Annotated in this window: 25 protein-coding genes; 2 read left to right on the forward strand and 23 right to left on the reverse strand. The window is 60.8% G+C overall.

All coding sequences use genetic code 11. The features are described 5' to 3' along the window. Nucleotides 1–364: 364 nt before the first annotated feature. The 6 genes from CK218_RS27705 to CK218_RS27725 form a co-directional block, all read right to left on the reverse strand. Nucleotides 365–1747: a tyrosine-type recombinase/integrase gene (locus tag CK218_RS27705; protein ID WP_095829567.1), complete on the reverse strand. Its 1383-nt coding sequence runs from the start codon at nucleotides 1745–1747 to the stop codon at nucleotides 365–367. Between the two features lie 462 nt (nucleotides 1748–2209). After that, nucleotides 2210–2368 (reverse strand): hypothetical protein, encoded by a 159-nt coding sequence (locus tag CK218_RS30845; RefSeq protein ID WP_179294622.1) that lies wholly within the window; start codon nucleotides 2366–2368, stop codon nucleotides 2210–2212. A gap of 1 nt (nucleotide 2369) precedes the next feature. Further along, the gene (locus CK218_RS27710) at nucleotides 2370–2744 is read right to left on the reverse strand and encodes a hypothetical protein (RefSeq protein ID WP_095829568.1); all 375 of its coding nucleotides are present in this window, start codon (nucleotides 2742–2744) and stop codon (nucleotides 2370–2372) included. Further along, nucleotides 2741–3136 carry a hypothetical protein gene (locus tag CK218_RS27715; protein WP_143749719.1) on the reverse strand — a complete coding sequence of 132 codons (396 nt, stop codon included), beginning with the start codon at nucleotides 3134–3136 and terminating at the stop codon, nucleotides 2741–2743. Before CK218_RS27715 ends, CK218_RS27710 begins: the two co-directional genes overlap by 4 nt. Nucleotides 3137–3520: 384 nt before the next feature. After that, nucleotides 3521–4051: a hypothetical protein gene (locus CK218_RS27720; RefSeq protein ID WP_143749720.1), complete on the reverse strand. Its 531-nt coding sequence runs from the start codon at nucleotides 4049–4051 to the stop codon at nucleotides 3521–3523. A 146-nt stretch (nucleotides 4052–4197) separates the two neighbouring features. Next, nucleotides 4198–4434 (reverse strand): hypothetical protein, encoded by a 237-nt coding sequence (locus CK218_RS27725; protein WP_095829571.1) that lies wholly within the window; start codon nucleotides 4432–4434, stop codon nucleotides 4198–4200. A 283-nt stretch (nucleotides 4435–4717) separates the two neighbouring features. Between CK218_RS27725 and CK218_RS27730 the strand changes: the two genes are divergently transcribed. Next, nucleotides 4718–5026, forward strand: a complete 309-nt coding sequence (locus CK218_RS27730) for a hypothetical protein (RefSeq protein ID WP_095829572.1) — start codon at nucleotides 4718–4720, stop codon at nucleotides 5024–5026. A 66-nt stretch (nucleotides 5027–5092) separates the two neighbouring features. Then, nucleotides 5093–5251, forward strand: a complete 159-nt coding sequence (locus CK218_RS30850) for a hypothetical protein (RefSeq protein WP_179294623.1) — start codon at nucleotides 5093–5095, stop codon at nucleotides 5249–5251. Between the two features lie 7 nt (nucleotides 5252–5258). On the opposite strand, the gene CK218_RS27735 is transcribed toward CK218_RS30850, so the two are convergent. The 17 genes from CK218_RS27735 to CK218_RS30400 all read right to left on the reverse strand — a co-directional run bounded on the left by CK218_RS27735 (nucleotide 5259) and on the right by CK218_RS30400 (nucleotide 16733). Continuing rightward, nucleotides 5259–5981, reverse strand: coding sequence for a hypothetical protein (locus CK218_RS27735; protein ID WP_143749721.1), 723 nt, complete (start codon nucleotides 5979–5981; stop codon nucleotides 5259–5261). Continuing rightward, nucleotides 5978–6871, reverse strand: a complete 894-nt coding sequence (locus CK218_RS27740) for a hypothetical protein (RefSeq protein WP_095829574.1) — start codon at nucleotides 6869–6871, stop codon at nucleotides 5978–5980. The genes CK218_RS27735 and CK218_RS27740 overlap by 4 nt, the downstream gene beginning before the upstream one ends. Beyond that, entirely contained in the window at nucleotides 6871–7119 is a 249-nt protein-coding gene (locus tag CK218_RS27745) for a hypothetical protein (protein ID WP_143749722.1), read from the reverse strand. Before CK218_RS27745 ends, CK218_RS27740 begins: the two co-directional genes overlap by 1 nt. Nucleotides 7120–7136: 17 nt before the next feature. Continuing rightward, on the reverse strand, nucleotides 7137–7517 hold the full coding sequence (locus tag CK218_RS27750; RefSeq protein WP_095829576.1) for a head decoration protein: 381 nt from the start codon (nucleotides 7515–7517) through the stop codon (nucleotides 7137–7139). After that, nucleotides 7518–7940: a hypothetical protein gene (locus CK218_RS27755; RefSeq protein ID WP_095829577.1), complete on the reverse strand. Its 423-nt coding sequence runs from the start codon at nucleotides 7938–7940 to the stop codon at nucleotides 7518–7520. Then, nucleotides 7941–8537 carry a hypothetical protein gene (locus CK218_RS27760; protein WP_143749723.1) on the reverse strand — a complete coding sequence of 199 codons (597 nt, stop codon included), beginning with the start codon at nucleotides 8535–8537 and terminating at the stop codon, nucleotides 7941–7943. Nucleotides 8538–8898: 361 nt separating this feature from the next. Next, complete coding sequence (locus CK218_RS27765) at nucleotides 8899–9912, reverse strand: hypothetical protein (protein ID WP_143749724.1); 1014 nt, start codon at nucleotides 9910–9912, stop codon at nucleotides 8899–8901. Nucleotides 9913–10066: 154 nt separating this feature from the next. Continuing rightward, the gene (locus CK218_RS27770; protein WP_095829580.1) at nucleotides 10067–10456 is read right to left on the reverse strand and encodes a hypothetical protein; all 390 of its coding nucleotides are present in this window, start codon (nucleotides 10454–10456) and stop codon (nucleotides 10067–10069) included. Then, nucleotides 10453–11610, reverse strand: coding sequence for a DUF3631 domain-containing protein (locus tag CK218_RS27775; protein WP_095829581.1), 1158 nt, complete (start codon nucleotides 11608–11610; stop codon nucleotides 10453–10455). Before CK218_RS27775 ends, CK218_RS27770 begins: the two co-directional genes overlap by 4 nt. Beyond that, entirely contained in the window at nucleotides 11610–11885 is a 276-nt protein-coding gene (locus CK218_RS27780) for a hypothetical protein (RefSeq protein WP_095829582.1), read from the reverse strand. Before CK218_RS27780 ends, CK218_RS27775 begins: the two co-directional genes overlap by 1 nt. Continuing rightward, complete coding sequence (locus CK218_RS27785; protein ID WP_095829583.1) at nucleotides 11882–12085, reverse strand: hypothetical protein; 204 nt, start codon at nucleotides 12083–12085, stop codon at nucleotides 11882–11884. The genes CK218_RS27780 and CK218_RS27785 overlap by 4 nt, the downstream gene beginning before the upstream one ends. Then, on the reverse strand, nucleotides 12075–12260 hold the full coding sequence (locus CK218_RS27790; RefSeq protein ID WP_095829584.1) for a hypothetical protein: 186 nt from the start codon (nucleotides 12258–12260) through the stop codon (nucleotides 12075–12077). Before CK218_RS27790 ends, CK218_RS27785 begins: the two co-directional genes overlap by 11 nt. Beyond that, nucleotides 12257–12460 (reverse strand): hypothetical protein, encoded by a 204-nt coding sequence (locus CK218_RS27795; protein ID WP_095829585.1) that lies wholly within the window; start codon nucleotides 12458–12460, stop codon nucleotides 12257–12259. The genes CK218_RS27790 and CK218_RS27795 overlap by 4 nt, the downstream gene beginning before the upstream one ends. Before the next feature lie 75 nt (nucleotides 12461–12535). Further along, nucleotides 12536–13276 (reverse strand): hypothetical protein, encoded by a 741-nt coding sequence (locus CK218_RS27800; protein ID WP_095829586.1) that lies wholly within the window; start codon nucleotides 13274–13276, stop codon nucleotides 12536–12538. Between the two features lie 3 nt (nucleotides 13277–13279). Beyond that, entirely contained in the window at nucleotides 13280–14557 is a 1278-nt protein-coding gene (locus CK218_RS27805; RefSeq protein ID WP_095829587.1) for a site-specific integrase, read from the reverse strand. A 1394-nt stretch (nucleotides 14558–15951) separates the two neighbouring features. Further along, nucleotides 15952–16125, reverse strand: coding sequence for a hypothetical protein (locus CK218_RS30855; protein WP_095829589.1), 174 nt, complete (start codon nucleotides 16123–16125; stop codon nucleotides 15952–15954). A gap of 161 nt (nucleotides 16126–16286) precedes the next feature. Next, a complete protein-coding gene (locus CK218_RS30400) occupies nucleotides 16287–16733 on the reverse strand; it encodes a hypothetical protein (RefSeq protein ID WP_143749725.1) in 447 nt (148 codons plus the stop codon). Between the last annotated feature and the right edge of the window lie 65 nt (nucleotides 16734–16798).

The raw sequence follows: 16798 nt of genomic DNA on the forward strand, positions 1-16798 counted from the left end.
GATAGGCTTTGGTCAAGTGGGATCGTGCCAGGCTCATGGCATCACGCTCACGCTTGGAAATCTCCCCGTCGGCCTGGAACATGGCTCTGGCTGCGGCCAGCACTTCGTTTGAATCGCCTCGAGGTGACCAGGATCCGCAGGGCTGCCCTATCGGAACACTGCCGCTCAGTAATGACGCGATCGGCATCGAGGATTAATGCGATGTCTTTCCCGTAGTCCCGCGGACGGCCACTCCTGTGGCGCTTGTGCGGCCGAAAGCCCTGCTCGGGTTTCACCAGGAGTGCCGTTAGGAGTCCGATGAAGCCGTCGGCGGTTGGCTCGATGCCGAAGTGCACCTACAGCAGTCTCAACTTGTCCAAGTCGGTCACGACCGACCTGCGATCTGGATGACATTTCCATTGCTCTGGGCCGGCACCAGCGGAACCACTGCCGCCGCCGCAAGGTCTTCGAGGCCATCGGCAATCCATCGGCCATAGTGGCGCTCGATCATTGGCACAGACGTGTCGTGCAGCGCAGCGACAAGCCGTATCGGCAGATTTGCCCTGATGCCTCGCACGATCGAGCTGTGCCGCAGGCTGTAGGGGATCACGGTCGGCATCTTTGCCCTGGCCCGGATCTCATGCCAAGGGCGCTGCATTTCACTGGCGAACTGCCATGCGCCACGGCCGGCGCGCTCCCATCCAATCGAGCCCGCAACCTGCTTGCTGCGCCACCGCTCCATCAAGATCTCATCATTGCCCCTGCCCGTCGTTGCCGGCAGCAGCGCGTCCATCACATCCTTCCCGACCGGCACCGGTACACTGGCGATCTTGCCGCCACGGCCCTTGCGGGAGCTTGGAACCATGAGGCGCGACTGTGCCCGCTGCACGTCGCCAACCTTCATGCGGCTGATCTGGGAGAACCGGGCACCGGTTGCCGCAAGCACGACCACCAGCCGAAACAGATCGCCATTCCAATTCCCTTCGATGTCGATTTCACGAGCGGCGGCGAGCAACTTGCCGACTTGCGCGGCTGATAGGATCTGATTGTCTCGGGCAAGCGGCGCTGCTTCGTCGGTGTCCATCTTCTCAGCCTTGAGGCCATGCTTGATGACCGCCGGCAATGTCGGATCCAAACGCTCCCGATGCGCAGCATAGGCGCCGTTGAAAGCGGCCTTGAGGTCGTTGATGAGGCGCTGCTCGGTCGAGCCCTTCAAATCGCCTGGCAGCAACTTGCGCCAGTTCAGAAGGTCACTTTCCTTGAGAGCATGCAGGCCGACATCGGCCAGCGGCGCCGCAGCCACGGCTTCCCGACTGCCTCGCTTGTCCTGACCGAGTATATAGCGCCGCAATCGTTGCCCGGCATCTGAGCGCACCGGGCGGCCCTTCCTGCGGCTTTCCCTTGCATCTCGCTCGGCAATGTAGCTTTCGACAGCAAGGCGCACGGTCAGCACAGGACCGGCAGCTGCAGCCTTCGCTTCCTGTCTGGCCTTGGTGACGATCTGGCGAGCCTGAGCTTCCGCCTGAGCGAACGTTAGCACGCCGTCCGTGAGCTTGTCGTTGACGTCGTTTGCTGGCCCGACTGGCGCCTGCAGATAGTTCGCGCCCGGCCCATGGTTACGCCAGCGAGCGAACCAGACCCCTCCCCGTTTGCCCCGGCGATACCAGACCGCAGCATCGGCATCGAGGCGACGAGCGTATTCGCCAGCAGGCAACTTTGAACGTGCGCTGGCAGTAGTGATCGGGGCTTCCCTGAGGATCTTGGCCATCGTGTTTCCGCCTTGCGGTTTTGAAAACACGTCGAATATAGGTCGAATAAACCCCGGTGTACAGCAGCGAACGGAAATGAATGAAAAGCCCAGAAATGCTGGATTTCAGCGAACCAGCGCGAACGCAAAAGCCTCGAAAATCATGCCCTTTCACGGCGGTAACAGGGGTTCGATTCCCCTTGGGCGTACCAGATTTTTCAAGCACTTAGCTCCTTCTTTCCCCGCTCTGTCCAATTTTTGGCCAATATCGGGCATCGAATCCGAAGGCGGAACAGGGCGAGCAAGGCGAACACCGGGCCTAGGTGCGCCTCTCTAGGCAACCGCAACAAGCGCAACAGCCGCAACAAAAAGGCCCGGAAGCCGAAGCCGCCGGGCCAAGAGAGCCCCAAAGAAAGCTCAGGTGTGACGTATTTCAACTGTATCCCGTAGGCCGGTTGAACGCCACAAACGTGGAGTTGCCTGTCAGCGAACCGACACCAGCATCACAAACCCGACTTGGTGATCGATCTGCACCCGGTAGGGGACGTCGTGAAAGGCCTGCATCTTCTCGGCGAGGATGCGAGCCAGCACTTCGATTTCCTCACCCTTCGCCTTTGCTTCGGCCATGGTCTTTTTGAACATATCAGTCGCCATAGGCCAGTACCTCGCCCATATCGCCGGCATCCTCTTCGCGATCGCTGCGAGAGCCGACAGCCCAATGAAGCTGACAGACACGGTTGAGAGCCCCAAGGCTGGGCTCTGCCGTGCCGTCGTCCTCGTGGTCGCTGGTGTCGGCCTCCCGGTCATCGTTGTAGCCGGACCAGCCGCCGAGGTAGGGCTCATCGTCCGCGCCGTCCTCCAGGTCTTCGCGGTCGGCTTCCATCAGGTCGAGCGCGGTGACCAGCGACATGGCACGGTCGAGCAGATCATTAAGCTGTGCCTCGATCGCTTGACGCCATGTGCGAGGGTCTACGCCAGCCGGGCAGCCGAAGGGCTTCAGTCGGACAATGGCGTTCATAGCCCGCCCTCCCGATCGAGGAAGGCCAGCGCTGCCTGCAGGGTGTTCTCCGCACTCACAGAAACCATGCACTTCTCTCCAAGGGCATAGCGGATCGCCTCAGCTACCCCGCGAAGGCTCGTCGCTGGCGGGCAGTCCTTCCAAAGTCGATCGGCCGCCGGCCCGTAGGTGGCCATGACGAAATCTTCCTCATTCTCTCGCGTTAGCATCTCGTCGGGGATGGCCGCGAATTCATCCGACTTGGCATAATATTCGGCGATCAGGTCGGCGAGCGGGTCGGATATGGTTGCTGTTGCTGCCAGAGCCACGGGCAGCGCCGTAGCGCCTGCCATGGCCGGCAGCGATGCTAGAGCGCCGAGAGCGGCGCGACGTGTCATTGCCTGAGAGTTCATTCCGAAGTCCCCACGGTAAGACCGGCTTCTGAAGGCCGGCGGATCAAACTTCCCGTCTGGGATTTTGATCCATCATCGGCGGACGGCGCCGAAGCCGGGGGTTCAGAACCAGCCGTGAGACTGGCGCGACGCTTTTAAGGTTTCCCTCTGGACAGCACGGCGCCCCCCGGCCATAACGGTCGGGTCTGGAGCCGCGCCGCCAAGCGCGTCCAATTCAAGCCGCAAAAGCTTGCGACTTGGTTCATCCGAGAGACTTTCCTGCCAAGGAAAGTTGTGTCCCCGCCAAGGGACCGTTCGGAGATATCACGGTCCGGGTTCTGAAGCCCACGGACACGCTGCGCTGATTTGCTGAAATCGTCAAGCACTCCCCATGGGGGAGCCGGCCTACCCTATTGTTGTCGCCGCCCCAGCGTCGAGAGACGGTCGATGCATATGCTTCGGCCATGGAATAGCAACGCCAGGTGTGGGCGTTCCCAACTGGAACTCCAACCAGATCAGGCATTTTCGAGTGTATTCGAAATAGAGTTCCTGCTTTTCCAGAACGTCGAGCGAGAGCGTCGACCATCGGATCGAATCCTTTTCGCGCCAATTGATGCTTTCGGTCCGCGTGAAGGCCAGCTTCCCGTCGACGCCCGTCCATTGGGCATGGGCATATTGATTGCGGATCTTGCGGCAAAGATTTATCGCGCCGACCGCCTCGCCGAATTTGGTGCCGAAGCCCTTCGCTTCCAGGATGTGCTTGGCCAAGCTGTTCGCTATCTCAATCCGCGCCTGTTCGCTGGAAACCTTGTTGAGCGCTTCCAGCACCGCAAACTTGTCACCCACCGCTAGGCCACAAACATGGCCCAAGCAGATATCAAGCTCGCCGTAGCCAGCGACGAGCAGGCCAACAAGCGCTGCTTCCTTCGGAAACATGTGAAGCGCGGGATTGAACATTCCCGAGGGGATAACAGATTCGGTGCCCTGCTAGGGTGTGATCGGAGCATCTTCCGGTGGGTTATGTTTCAACCCGCCGGAGCTCGTTGTCCGGGTCGAACTGCCAATCCCTTACGGGATCACGGTTACGACAGTTTCTTCGGGCTCGTATCTGGCGAATAGGTCAGCGTGATGCGCCTGCCGCCACAGACCGCGCATTTCATCCTCGGCCGAAGATCCCATTCCATGGCCGGAGCATCAGCGCCGAAGCGGTCGCGTAGCGCCGCCAGATCGAGTTTCTGATGACGATGGCAGTCCAGGCAGCCGCCTGTGACAGACATGCCCGCGTCGATCAGCGTTTGAAGTGTCCAGCCGTTGGCCATGCCCAGTCATGTAGGCCGGTTGTGTCTCGGATGGTAGGAATGTTCCCTTCCGCCCGATGCGACCGAAGTCGGATAGGCTGATGCTTTGGTCCCAACCCGGAAACCTTCGCCTTGCTGCAACATTTGATAGAGCCGGCGAGCAATGTCCCTTCATCGTCCGGCAGTGCAAGAGAGTGAATAGATGCCCGCCATCCCGTTGCCTGGGGTGGCGGGCATCGTCTTGACCGGACAGACATTAGCATCTGCTTGACGAACCTATTGGCCACGTCGGAGTTGTATCGGCATGGCAAAGGGCAGCATCAACATAGGCGACGAGGTCGCAATTACCGCCAAGGTGCGCAGACGGGTCACCGAGGACCGGGTGAGCGTCTCGATCCCGTCCTATGGACAGCCTCATTCGATTGTCGATCGGATCTCGAAGGTGAAGCAGGGCCAGGAGATCGAGCTTCGAGGCGACGTCACCCGCGTCGACGAAGGCAAGGTGACGATCAACTTGGGCGTGCCCGTCACGGTGAATGCCGATACCGTCAGACTTGTGACGCCCTACAAGCCACCGACGAGGAAGAGGCCGCTCGTCGACAAGCCGACATGAGCCTGGCGCCTAGACGCCATCCGAATGGGGATTCACAGCGAATCCGTTTCGATCTAAGATTCAGGAATGGAACACGCTTTCGATGACATCGCTGCAGCCCTGAGAGCCTCGCCAGCGCGTCTGCGGGACCGCTACGGCGCCTTTGTGCTGCGCCTGGCCGAAAGCCTCGCCACGGGCCTTGCTATCGGCGTAGGCTTCGCGATCGTTCACGCCTTCGCGGGCTGAATGCCGATCAGGCGCTCAGCGCCTCCAGTTCCGTTTCGTCGACCGCCGGATAAAGTCTGATCGAGCGGATAAACCCGTCTGGCCATGCGTCGAAGCGACCGCCAATGCGCACGACCGAAAGGCCATTGGTGGCAAATCCTTCCGCGGCTGAGTAACCGACATCGGCAGTGAGCGCGGCCGAGCCGTTGAAGGATGCGGCGTAGCGCCATGTGCCGCCGCCGAGATCGCGCCCGAGCGTCACCGCGAAGCGATTGGTGCCGGAGGCCAGCGCCTCGGCGACGTGATCGCTGAAGAAGAGCGATCCGAAATCGCCGACGAAAAAATCATCGTTTGGCGTGGTGCCGCTGAAATTAGTTCGCTCGACCTGCAGCGACCAATCCGGGCTCGGCAGGTCTTCGAACGAGATCAGGAAATGCGAGTTCGAGAAGGCGCTGTTCGTCGTCTGCGAGAACTCGAAAAGGATGGTCATCCCGGCCGCAAGCCCGCCTTCGAACTCGGCAAAAAGCTGGCCCCTCGCCGTCGGCAGATTGTCCGTGGTGATCTGCATCCCGTCGGCGGTGATGTAGGCTGGGTCGAAGCCGCCGCCGAGCAGCGTCGCAATTGCGCGCTGCGCCGAGCCGGCGAAATAGTGACCATTGACGAAATCGAGGAAGACAATGGCATCCGCCGGCACCCAGCCCGGCCGAACCTGCCGCCTCGTTAGCGGTTGAGCTGCGACACCTGGCATCATGGGGCGACGTCCTCGCGTTCGGTGAGAATCCAAAGATTGCCGGGCGTCGTCGGCGCGTCCGAGGGGTCGGGGACGAGTGCCGCGCCGATTCCCTTGTAGGTCCGGCCCTTGTAGGCGACCCGGATGGCTGACACATCGATCGACAGGGGTGAGAAGGTATAGTTCATCCCGTCCCCTGCTTCGGTCCACACGTTGGTCACTCCGTATTTGCAATAATAGGTCCCGTTGTCGTATGGGGTCCGCCCCACCGTTCCATCGGTGCCGCCGAAGAAGCCCGTGCCCTGCAGCGGCCCTTCCGTGAAGGTCGTGCCGCGCATCTGCAGCGTGGCGCCGGAGACGCCGTGGAACACCTCGCCACCGCCGCGGGTCGGCACAGTAATGGGTAGGGCCTCACCGGAGATCGGCTGATATTCGGCGCGCGGCCACCAACTGAAGATGGTATGGGTCGTGCCGAGCGCGCACATGACCACTGTCCAGGGCTCCAGCGAGTGCACCTCCGGCAGGCTCGGAAGGCCCGTGACGTCGTCCATGTTGGTCGGAATCCACCCGCTCTCGCCATTGCGCTGCCGGTAGCAGCCGTAGCCAGGGCCGGGATGCGTGGCGCCCAAATATTCGTATTGAAACCCGGAAACGAACTCCACAGAGTTGGGCGTGGTCGGGTTGGCATCGAGCGGCGATTCTTCCGCGACAGCCGTCCAGTCCCAGGGCTGCTCGCCGTGCACCACCTCGCCAATCGCGGCGGCCGGAAAGGGGTAATCCTTGACCACCGAGCGGCGCGCGATGTCGATCCTGAAGGCGATGTAGCGATCGGTGTTCCAATGCACGCCGGTGATGCGGCTGAAGGGACCAAGATCGACGGGATGCGCTACGGAGCCGTAGGACTGTGCCATCAGCGCCGCTCGATCTGCTGCAGCACGTCGCGAAACAATTGCGCCGACCATTCGTGAAAGTGTTGAGCGGCCCGCAAGCCATCGATCAGCCGATCCACGTGGCCGCGCTGCCGGACGTCGGCGAGGATAGCCACGCGCTCTTCAGGCGACGCTGTCATCCAGGCTTCGGCCTGTGCAGTCAACACGTCGAGCTTGCCGGCATCGGCGAGAGCAGCGCGCAGTTCGGTCAAATCATCCATTTCCAGCAAGCAAACCTCCATTTCAATCACCGCGGCATGATCCAGAGCTTTTTCAGGCTGGCGACCGTGGCGACCTTCTCGCCGCCCGCAGTCGATTCCGCGGGGTACGTCAAATAGCCGTCCTTAAGTTCGGCGGAGCGCGCGATATAGGTGCAATTCGCAACATCGCCGCCGCTGGCGTCGACTGCTTCGAACATCACGCCGGCAACATCGGTTGCCAGGACATCGCCCGACAATTCGCCCGTGGCTGCGATGAGCTTGCCGCCCTGAAGCTGCACGACCTCGCCGGCCTTTAAAACCTGCCCAGATGCAACGGTGGCCAACTCGCATGCATGGAACGGGCTGAGGTGATACGACATCACAAAATCCGCGGCGCTCCGGACTGTCTTTTCGGTGAAGGCGGACATCTAGGCTCCGAAACCGTGCGCTTTGTTCACCCGGGCGATGATCTTGTCCCAACCGAAATCGGGCTTGGCCTTCGGCATCGTATCGACCAGCTCGCTGATCGCGGCGGCTTCGGCTTGTAGCTGCTGGACGGTCGGTGACTTATTCCCGGCGGAGCAGGAGCCAATGAAGCGCGGCGATGTGTCGGTCTTCCTGTCCTTGGCATGAGCGTTCAGCGTCGCCTGCAGGGACTCATCTGGATATCGGCCGCGAAGGGCCACGACCGCTTCCTTGTGCTGGTCTGAGAGGCTTAGGAAGCATCCACGGTTCGAAGTAGCACCGAAGAAGGCGATTGCGTCCCCTTCGTCGCGGAAGGCAACTGTGGCGACGTCGCGGGCGTCGAGCGCCTGGCGCCAGTTAGCGGGGAACGTGCTGGGGATTGTCATCTATTTGCCTTTCCTGTTGCGGCGAGACGGTGCCGGCTCTGCGGCTGCGGCGTCCTCGCCAGGGGATGACCGCGACAGAAGCGCGGCGAGGTCGTTGTCGGATGAAATGATGATGCCCGAGCGCCGGGCCTTGTCGGCGGCCGCGAGCAGAAGTTCCTCGCCCTCAGCGCGGAGGCTGATCAGCCAGTTTTGGAGGTTGCCAGCGATCACCTTGGCGTCGGCCACGTTGCGGGCTCGCAAGTCGTCATGCAGCCAGGTCGCGATCGGTTTGATGTGGAGGTGCCACCAGCAACACAGCACCGCGACGACGGCGTCTTGATAGGCGATCTCGCCCGCCGTGGCTTCCCTGGTCGCGTTCTCGAGTTCGATGCGGCGCCTCTGTGCACGAATCAAAGCGATTTTCTCCGTGCGAAGCTCGTCGTCATCGTCCTTCGCCGCGGCCGAGAGATAGGCTAGCACCGAGTCCCGCAGTGGGTATTGGTTGCGGCCATCACGGCGAAACACGCCTTCCTCGACCAACTGGCGAACACGCCGGTCTGTGAGGTCGAGGACATCGCCCAATTGCCGTCCCGTGACTGTCAACGTCATGAAATTCATGGGTTCAGCCTCGAAACGGAAACGGCAGTGAAGTTTTGAAATCTGGCGCTAGAGCTTCGAAGTGCTTCGCCGACCCGCATACGGTTTAAGTCCGTAAAAATCCTTTGGCTTATGGATGGTGGGATGCCCGGGCGGCCCAGCCGGTGGTGACCCCGACCAGACCGCCCTTCATCGTCAGAGCAACAGTCGTCGCTGCTACCGTGACGAATAGGTGCGGGCCTCGGGAAACCGCTGTCCAGGCTGTAAGCCCGAGGCCCTATGCCCATGGCGGACTGACAGGAACGCCAAGGCAATTGGAGAGACCGGGCAACTCCCGCTGCCCGGCCGAGTAGCGAAGGATCAACCCACTGCCACATGAAACTTAGTCGTCCTTACCCGCGGGCCCGACGATGGCGAGCAGCGCGCGGGGATCGGTGTCGATGCGATAGGCCATGGTGTCGTTGCCTGCCGCGACGAGTGCGCAGTCGGCACGCTCGGCATCGAGCAGCGCCTCGGCGATCTGCTCAAGCTTCTTTGCCCTGGTCACATCATCGAGTGCGTTGTCGTCGTCCGCGACCTCGGCCAATTCCTTGTCCAATGCGGCAAGCAGAGCGTCGCGATGCACCCAGGTGAATAGCGCCATGGTGTCGACGAGTTCGGTGCGGGCGTTGCCGATCATGCTGGTGCGCGCCTCGTCGTTGAGCATGAGGCCCATTGACGGAATGGTGAGCATGGTTTTCGGCCAGCCGACAGGTGCGCCATATTCGACGGCACCGAACAGATCGGGCCGGCCTTGCTCGGCAAGGGCGTCGACCTGGGCGCGGATGGCTGCCTTCACCTTGGCTGAGGGAATGGGTGCTGCCTGCACTTGCTGCCGATCGGCGCGCAGGGTGTCGATGGTTTTCCGTGCGGCGTCGAGGCTGGATGCTTTCTTCACGGTGCCGGTGAACGGCGTCAGCGGTTCGGAGACGGAACCCAGGTAGCGCTCGGCCGACTGCACGAGATTTGCGACATGGGTCCAGCGATGGTTCCTTGCATCGCGCTTCTCGGTGATCCGCTTCACCTCGTCGAGGGCAAGCGCAAGCTCGGCGCGGGCAACCTTCACCGGGTTGGATTCTTCGGATTGGATCTCGGTGCCGTAGCGCGCCGCAACGTTGGGGTCGGTCAGCTCCCGAAGCCGCTGCTCGCAGTCCTGCTTGAGCTTGATCGCTGCCATGTAGGCGTCGGTGGCGCTGCGCGTTGTGGCCAGGAGGTCGTCGCGCTCGTCACGCATTGCGATCAGCTTGGCGCGCGCCTCGTCGGGCAGGAGGTCCGCGACGTCCTTCGGCGCCTGACCGGGAATGCGGAAATTGTGCATCCCGAAAACGGCGCTGCTCTGGGTCGATCCATCACCCATGATTGGGCCGTGCCCGGCGGCACTGGATGAACCGGCATGGGCATAGCGAGCCTCAGCAACAGATCCGCGGGATTTCGACAGCCATGACATTGGGCAGGCATCTCCGAATTGAGAGTTCGTTTCTGGATTTGAGAATCGCCCAGGTCAGCGGACATCAAAAGGGGGGTGTCATGTCCGATATGATCCTGCGGATCTGGCGTTGGCCGATCACGTGCGGATGCGCGTGAAGGGCTCGCCAAAGATGCTCTTGAAGCCGGCCTGCATGGCGATCGGGACAGACATCGAGCGTTCGCTCACGAAGCCAGGATGATGCGGCATAGCGCTGAAGCTCGATCGCCAGGGCCGGCGCCGGCAGGTTGAACGTCGTCGCCGCGGTGCGAATGGCTTCGTCCCGTTCCTCGATCAGGATGGCGCGTTGAACATGCTCGGGAAAAAATGGCATGGCATCGGCGGGATCGATCGGCCGGCCTTCCCGTACACAGGCAGCGATGCGCCGGAGCCGTGCCGCCGGTTCGGCTGAGGAGATGCGGGCCGGAAGCGTCAAGGGCCGCCTCCCAAGTATTTGAAGACATGCGCCGGCGCCTCCGCTGTTGCGCTTGTTGCGGATGTTGCGCTCTCCATGGGAGGCGGAGAGAGATACCTCTGCCAGGCGTCAACGAAATCGGTCCTTTGATATCCTCTGGGTGTAGCAGTGCCGATCCGGACTACTTTAGGTTTGATACCGTAAGGGCGAAGCTTGTTAGCCAACCCCCTGTCATCCAAGGGTTTCCCCTTCATATCTGCCCAGGGAGACTCATCGAGGTCGCAAAGCCGGCGAAGGATGCTTTCCGTAGCAAGAACGTCGTCGTACCCGAAGACGGTCTTCACATCCCCCAAGAGTTTGACGCCAAGGCTGGGTGTGCCCTCCTTAGAGAGCGCAACAAGCGCAACAGCCGCAACACGAGCCCTTTCCGGCCAGTGGCCGCCGGCAGCATCGGCTATCGCCAGAAGCGGTTCCCAGACATCCGCATCACGGTCCTTGATGCCTGGAGGCATTTCCGGCCAGTCCTGGCCGATGTCGGCCGACATGAACGAAGCCCAGCCGGCGAGCCTGTCCTTGACCTCGTCGCCTTCCGGCTTGTGCACGCGGCGCCTATAGGCCTCGACCGTTTCTTCTGGCGAACGGCGCCGCATGCGGATGATGACGGAGCGGGTAAGGATGGTGTCGGGCAAATCGCCGAGGCCGGCGAGTGCCACCGCGCAGTAGGCTGGAATTTCTTCCGTCTCGACGATCTTGCCGCGAACGACGCACCGGCCGGCGACGGCGCCGCGGCGATGACCGGCATTGAGCAGGCCTCGAATCTCCTCGTTGTCCTTGGCCTTCGGCCCGAAGATGGTGTCGATCTCGTCGAAGAGGATGGTCGGCGCGCCGGCCTCGTCCGCGACCTTGCGGAAGAGATATGCCGGCGTGACGTTCACCGCCTCGACAGGACGCGGCACCAGAAGCTCGGAGATTTCGAGCGCCCTGGTTTTCCCAGATCCAGGCTCGGGAGACAGGAAGGCGATGCGTGGCGTCGATTCCCACGCATCCATCATATGTGTGTGCGCTATCCAGAGAACATGCGCGACGTGCGCCTCTTCCGATGGGTAGGCAACGAAGCGACCGACGAAGTGGTAAACCTCGTCGAGGAGGTCGGCGGCGAAGGTATCTTCCTCCATCAATACGACCTCCTCGAAATGCGGCGATATTCTTTCGCGGCCTCAGCAATGTGCGTTGGGGTTGCCGGCGGCACTGGCCGCCAAGGCCTGTCGTTCAACTCGGCCACGATGCCCGCGACGTAGCTGTAGGACCGGGCTGTCGGATCGTGCTCGAAGCCCGCATCATCGAAGCGAAGCACCGCGCATTGAAGGTGGCAGCGCGCCACCGTCAGATGGCGGACGGCGGCATCGATGTAGAGTTCGTCAACGCTGCGGAGGTTGGGTCGAATGGTCATGCGGCGCCCCCATTTGCATAGGCGAGCCGGGCTGTTGCGATGGCCACCGACATCGACACAGGGAAACGCTGGCGGATCCGGAGCGCTTGAAAGTTGGTCAGTGCCTCGGTATTGTCGCTGGTATCGATTGCCGCCAAGCTTTTCGATATTTCCAGCGAGCCGGTCTTGAAAGAGGCCGGTTTTCGCTTTTCAGGAGACATTGGCGCCTCCCTTGATTTGGTTGTGCTCGCGGATTGCCGCACAGGCCTGAATGGGATTGAGGCCGAAGCGCTCTTTCAGTTCGAGCACTGCCGGCCTGGGCCTCATATTCTTGGGAGTGGCGGCGAGCCATGCCGCCGCGGACAGAATGAGTTCGATCTCGCGCTCGCCGGTCATGCGGCCTCCGACGGCTTGTCGGCTGCTTCACATGCCTTCCGCCAATCTGCGGCAGCCTCTTTCGAGATCAGGACACGGGCGCCCACCTTCATGGTGCGCGGGGCGTGGCCGTCGTTTAGGAGGTTATAGAAGGTCGCGCGACTGATGCGGTGCGCAGCGCAAAACTCGGGGATGCTGTAGGCTTCGAATGCGTAGTCCATTCGTGTGCTCCTGTGTTGATACAGGGCCAAGATGGACGCGCGTTTTCAGTGTCGCTAATTGTCGATGGTGGGAGTTTATTTCCTCGGAAACTCCGACAATTCTCGACGGGCGCGGCGACAGGTATCGCGCGAAGCGTCGAACCTTGCGACCATTTCTTCTTCTGTCATCACGGCGAGCGCCGTCTGGTCAAAGGCCCGCATAGCTGCCTTGACCCTTTCGAGCTGTACTGGTTTCGGTCCACGCTTCCGCGTAGACGACTCAACCCATGTTGACTTGTCGGCGTGAGCGGCTGGCGCTTCAATGCTGGCCGTGGTTGACGTTACGAGGTTGGCCAGTCGAACCCTTTCGAGAATCGGATGGCCTGCCGGCACATCGGCCAGGAATGCGCAGCGAAGCGCGCAGAACTCACCCACCTCTCCCTTCGCTGTCGCTTTGATCATATCCAGCGTCAAGAATGGCCAATAGCGGCCGGGAATGATCTCCTCGCCGCTTTCAGCATTTCGATGGCCAACAGCGAACCATCTCCCCTCGGCAGCTTGGCTGCTCATAAGCCGAAGAACTGCGGCCTGCACCTTGCCAACCCTCTCTTGAAGTGCTGCGGCGCGCTCCTCATACAGAGCGCGATCCTCGGCTGACACGCTCGTCATTTGGGCGGCGAGCTTCCAAATGGCCTCTTCGGCCCGCATCTGCTCTCTGTAGCCGTAAACGGCCTGGCTCGCTGGTATGCCCGACGCGGCGTCCACGTCGGTGAGAACTGCCGCATCGGCCATAACAGCCTGATAGATTTCGATCGGTGATTTCCAGAAAGACGCCATGGCTTAAGCGTCCTGCTGCATTGGGCGGACATTGTCAGCCTTGACGGTGCCGAACCGCGGTGCGCCTGCCCTTACCGCATCGGCGATATAGGAAGGCGAGAGGTGCCCGTAGTGCTTTTCGACCATCCGAGTGTCGGTATGCCCCAAGTTCTTCGCCACGACCATTAACGGCATGCCATTCATGACGGAGAGGCTTGCCCAGGTATGACGCAACCCGTGGAAGCCGATCGCAGGCGATATCTTGGCGTTCTTGCAGGCCTCTTTCATCGGCCGGAACTGGTGCGACTTCTCCCACACGCCGCCGGCCTCCGTCGTCAGGATCAAATCGCCGCGGTTCTTGCCGCGCACCAGTTGTGCGAATAGGTCAGCGCCCTCGTCGGTGAGGATGATGTGACGCGCCTTGCCGGACTTGCTCTCGCGGATCGTCAACGTTGACACGTCGGCGTTGAAGTCTTCTCGCTTAAGGCGAGCGAGTTCGCTATAGCGAGCGCCTGTCTGTAGCGCGGCCTGTACGAGATCCCGGAACTTGCCCGACGCGGCATTCACAAGCCGCTGAGCCTCGGCGATCGAAAGATAGTGGACGCGGGCGCTGTCGACATCTTCGAATGGCTCAACACGGCGCCACTCCCTGTCCGATGCAGCCTTCCCTTCCCTCCAAGCATAATTGAGCGCGGCTTTGAGCGTCGTGAGAACGCGATTGGCGGTTGCCCGACGTTGCCGAACCGATTCCGAATCCTCACCGAGTTCTCGAAACTGCTGCTCCTTGCCTTCCTTTGTACGTACACGTGGTGCCGTCGTTGCCACGCCGCTATGCCATTTTCTGATCCGCTTGGCGTCGAGCTTGGCGAGGTCGATTTCGCCGAGTTCGGGAATGATCAGTGCCTCGGCGCGCCAGCGAGCATCCCTGGATGATTTCCGGTTGCCTTCCATCCATAGGAGGTAGTCGTCGATCGCATCCTTTACGGTGTAGACGCCGGCCACCTTGCCGCCGTCGCCAGACATCGCTTTGTGGACTTCCCTCGCCTTATCTTGGGCCTGCCAGAACGTCAGGACCGTCGACCCGTTCGCGTCCAACTGGTCGTCGGCGTCGGCGATCGTCTCGACGCGGTAGTCCTGATTGCCGACATACATGCGGACCACCCAGCGACCGGCGTCCTTGCCCTTGCGATAGCCGACGTGAAGGCCAGGGCCGATGCTGCGATAATACGGCTTGCCCCGTGGCTTGAGCTTCTTTCGCGCATCCTTGCTGTCTAAGGTTGCGTCCCGAACTCGTTTGGCCATGATGTTCCCGCCCTGCCGTGTCCAACAATTTGTCCAATATACCGGCTTAGACCGTATTGGACAAGCATAAACATAACTGGACGCAAACCCTTACGGCGCAAGGCTTTCAGGAAATTCGGATGGACAGCGCTAGACCGCTTAGAAGCCCTTTCACGGCGGTAACAGGGGTTCGATTCCCCTTGGGCGTACCAGCAACTGTCAGGGAGTTAGCACCCTCTCCCGGCAAATCATCCAATAAGCGTCAAATAGCGACTGCGTATTACGGCCGACGGTGACCGCGAAATGGCCCGCTCTGAGAATCCGTGGCGGCTCCTGTCATCCGTTCGCGCTTTTCATAACGTGAACGCCTTCCAGCGCTCCATCGAGTCAGACATTATGGCTCAAGGAGTGCGAAACCATATAGCGCCCACAACTGCTCACATTCTCTCGCCCTGAGGCTCGGTGTTCCTGCTTTTCCGTAAAACACCATCGCTCCGCGAACTCCGTATCCAAGCACGGATGCATTCGCAACGAACTGGATAGCTTGCCCCAGGCGCATGGTGCCGATCTTGGCATCAGTCTTGTTGGCGAGGTCGACGACTCCAAGGATCTCAGCGTCAGTGTTCCTGGCTTCGAGAACAGCATCCGAAGTCGCACTGGTGACGCTAAAAGGCATCGTATTAGCCTCTGCTAATAATAACAGCGAACTAACGCGTCTTGTTCCCGAGGATCGACAGGCCCGGCCACCGAGGTCGCTGGGAATTGCCTCGTATTTTAGCGACATCTGAAACAAAGGGATTTCGCGAGCGTTTAAAGCTCCACAAAGGAGCTTCGACGATGGACCCGGCTACGGCAGCGGTGATGGTTTTGCTTTTGTGCAGCCCAGGCGAGGCTTCGATCTGCAAACCGCTTAATACGCCGCCTCGGGTTTTCGCCTCCCTCAACGAATGCCGTGTCACATTGGAAGCTGAACTCGCTGGCGCTCCGAGCGGAAGAATGGTCGGCCGATGCCAGGTGGTCGATCCGACCATCACGGGCTCTTTGCCAGCCGGCTATACGACAATTACGGTTACGCGCGGCGACAGCAATGTCAGGTATATTGTTCCGCACAAGGAATAGCCGGGCCACCTGAGCAGCCGAACCTCGTCCGAAGAGTATCGATCAGCAGCCCGTCTCTTTCCGCCGCCAAACATTCTCCACCCGAACCAAGACGAAGCCAGTGGAGTGGTCGATATCAATCCGGTAGGGATCGCCGTGCAGGGTTTCCATCGGATGGGCTAGGAATCGCGCAGCAAGATCGACTTGGGCCAGCTTCGCCTTGACCTCTGCGGCTCCGTCGGTGATGGCATCAGCACGCTGCGGATTTGTCCTTCCTGCCCAACAGGCGGCTTGAGCCGGCTCTACGCTGAATTTCGTCAGATACCGTCCCAAGTGTTGGAAGAAAGATACTTGGTGGTCGGCATAACTGCCCAGCCAAGATCCATTTGCATTTCGCGTGGCGGGCCGTTCAGCATCCGCCTCGCTTTTTGGGCATCATGCGCATATTTCAGGGCCACTCCCATGCGGTTGAGCGTTTTTAAGATCGGCATGGCTCATCATCCTTCCATGTGCCGAAGCCGTCCCGCGAACGATCTTCGGCTGCTTTCGATCGGTACTAGATGGTCGATGATTGTTTCCGACGCGTCGCACGCAAGCTCACCGGCTGTAACCAAACAGTTGCCCCTGAAACGCTCTCACACAACCAAGCTGGTCAGAAGGTTTTGAGGTGATCGGAGTTGTCCCAGGCATCCCACGCACAGGGAGCGTGTGCCGTTGCCTCCTCGAAACAAAGCCGAAATTGCACACCATCAGATCGAAACATGATCGCTGCAAAAACGGCGTCGACCGGCACTGTCGGAAATGAGAGCAAAGGGAAACTCAAATGACCAACATCGCTCGTAATGCGATTCTGGCTACTGTCGCGGTTTTCAGCTTGGTCGGTGCGGCTTATGCTCAGCAGCAGACCATCACTTCTTGCAGCAATCACAATGGCTACTGGAACCAGTGCCTGGGTGCCGCAAACAACGGCCACCAGAGCGGCGGCCGCGGACACGATCGCCACTGATTGACGATCGGGTTCCAACAAATGCCTCGCTGGCAAGTTGCCGGCGGGGCTTTGTGCGTCCTGGCAATTTTTTTGACACAGCACGTCGCGCATTGCCCAAGCGTCAGCGGAGCGGGTTCTGAGTTGCACGCCGGACGCATGCAGCCGACGGCTCCGGT

Origin of the sequence: Mesorhizobium sp. WSM3879 (genome assembly GCF_002294915.1) — a bacterium.
Taxonomy (GTDB): Bacteria; Pseudomonadota; Alphaproteobacteria; order Rhizobiales; family Rhizobiaceae; genus Mesorhizobium.

What these genes read in the sequence shown, in the direction of transcription:
- CK218_RS30400 (WP_143749725.1), bottom strand. Translation starts at nt 16,733, where the DNA reads ATGCGCGACGTGCTGTGTCAAAAAAATTGCCAGGACGCACAAAGCCCC.
- CK218_RS27735 (WP_143749721.1), bottom strand. Translation starts at nt 5,981, where the DNA reads ATGATGCCAGGTGTCGCAGCTCAACCGCTAACGAGGCGGCAGGTTCGG.
- CK218_RS27780 (WP_095829582.1), bottom strand. Translation starts at nt 11,885, where the DNA reads ATGACCATTCGACCCAACCTCCGCAGCGTTGACGAACTCTACATCGAT.
- CK218_RS30855 (WP_095829589.1), bottom strand. Translation starts at nt 16,125, where the DNA reads ATGCCGATCTTAAAAACGCTCAACCGCATGGGAGTGGCCCTGAAATAT.
- CK218_RS27790 (WP_095829584.1), bottom strand. Translation starts at nt 12,260, where the DNA reads ATGACCGGCGAGCGCGAGATCGAACTCATTCTGTCCGCGGCGGCATGG.
- CK218_RS27765 (WP_143749724.1), bottom strand. Translation starts at nt 9,912, where the DNA reads ATGGGTGATGGATCGACCCAGAGCAGCGCCGTTTTCGGGATGCACAAT.
- CK218_RS27805 (WP_095829587.1), bottom strand. Translation starts at nt 14,557, where the DNA reads ATGGCCAAACGAGTTCGGGACGCAACCTTAGACAGCAAGGATGCGCGA.
- CK218_RS27785 (WP_095829583.1), bottom strand. Translation starts at nt 12,085, where the DNA reads ATGTCTCCTGAAAAGCGAAAACCGGCCTCTTTCAAGACCGGCTCGCTG.
- CK218_RS30845 (WP_179294622.1), bottom strand. Translation starts at nt 2,368, where the DNA reads ATGTTCAAAAAGACCATGGCCGAAGCAAAGGCGAAGGGTGAGGAAATC.
- CK218_RS27705 (WP_095829567.1), bottom strand. Translation starts at nt 1,747, where the DNA reads ATGGCCAAGATCCTCAGGGAAGCCCCGATCACTACTGCCAGCGCACGT.
- CK218_RS27740 (WP_095829574.1), bottom strand. Translation starts at nt 6,871, where the DNA reads ATGGCACAGTCCTACGGCTCCGTAGCGCATCCCGTCGATCTTGGTCCC.
- CK218_RS27760 (WP_143749723.1), bottom strand. Translation starts at nt 8,537, where the DNA reads ATGAATTTCATGACGTTGACAGTCACGGGACGGCAATTGGGCGATGTC.
- CK218_RS27795 (WP_095829585.1), bottom strand. Translation starts at nt 12,460, where the DNA reads ATGGACTACGCATTCGAAGCCTACAGCATCCCCGAGTTTTGCGCTGCG.
- CK218_RS27755 (WP_095829577.1), bottom strand. Translation starts at nt 7,940, where the DNA reads ATGACAATCCCCAGCACGTTCCCCGCTAACTGGCGCCAGGCGCTCGAC.
- CK218_RS27775 (WP_095829581.1), bottom strand. Translation starts at nt 11,610, where the DNA reads ATGGAGGAAGATACCTTCGCCGCCGACCTCCTCGACGAGGTTTACCAC.
- CK218_RS30850 (WP_179294623.1), top strand. Translation starts at nt 5,093, where the DNA reads ATGGAACACGCTTTCGATGACATCGCTGCAGCCCTGAGAGCCTCGCCA.
- CK218_RS27710 (WP_095829568.1), bottom strand. Translation starts at nt 2,744, where the DNA reads ATGAACGCCATTGTCCGACTGAAGCCCTTCGGCTGCCCGGCTGGCGTA.
- CK218_RS27730 (WP_095829572.1), top strand. Translation starts at nt 4,718, where the DNA reads ATGGCAAAGGGCAGCATCAACATAGGCGACGAGGTCGCAATTACCGCC.
- CK218_RS27800 (WP_095829586.1), bottom strand. Translation starts at nt 13,276, where the DNA reads ATGGCGTCTTTCTGGAAATCACCGATCGAAATCTATCAGGCTGTTATG.
- CK218_RS27725 (WP_095829571.1), bottom strand. Translation starts at nt 4,434, where the DNA reads ATGGCCAACGGCTGGACACTTCAAACGCTGATCGACGCGGGCATGTCT.
- CK218_RS27715 (WP_143749719.1), bottom strand. Translation starts at nt 3,136, where the DNA reads ATGAACTCTCAGGCAATGACACGTCGCGCCGCTCTCGGCGCTCTAGCA.
- CK218_RS27750 (WP_095829576.1), bottom strand. Translation starts at nt 7,517, where the DNA reads ATGTCCGCCTTCACCGAAAAGACAGTCCGGAGCGCCGCGGATTTTGTG.
- CK218_RS27720 (WP_143749720.1), bottom strand. Translation starts at nt 4,051, where the DNA reads ATGTTTCCGAAGGAAGCAGCGCTTGTTGGCCTGCTCGTCGCTGGCTAC.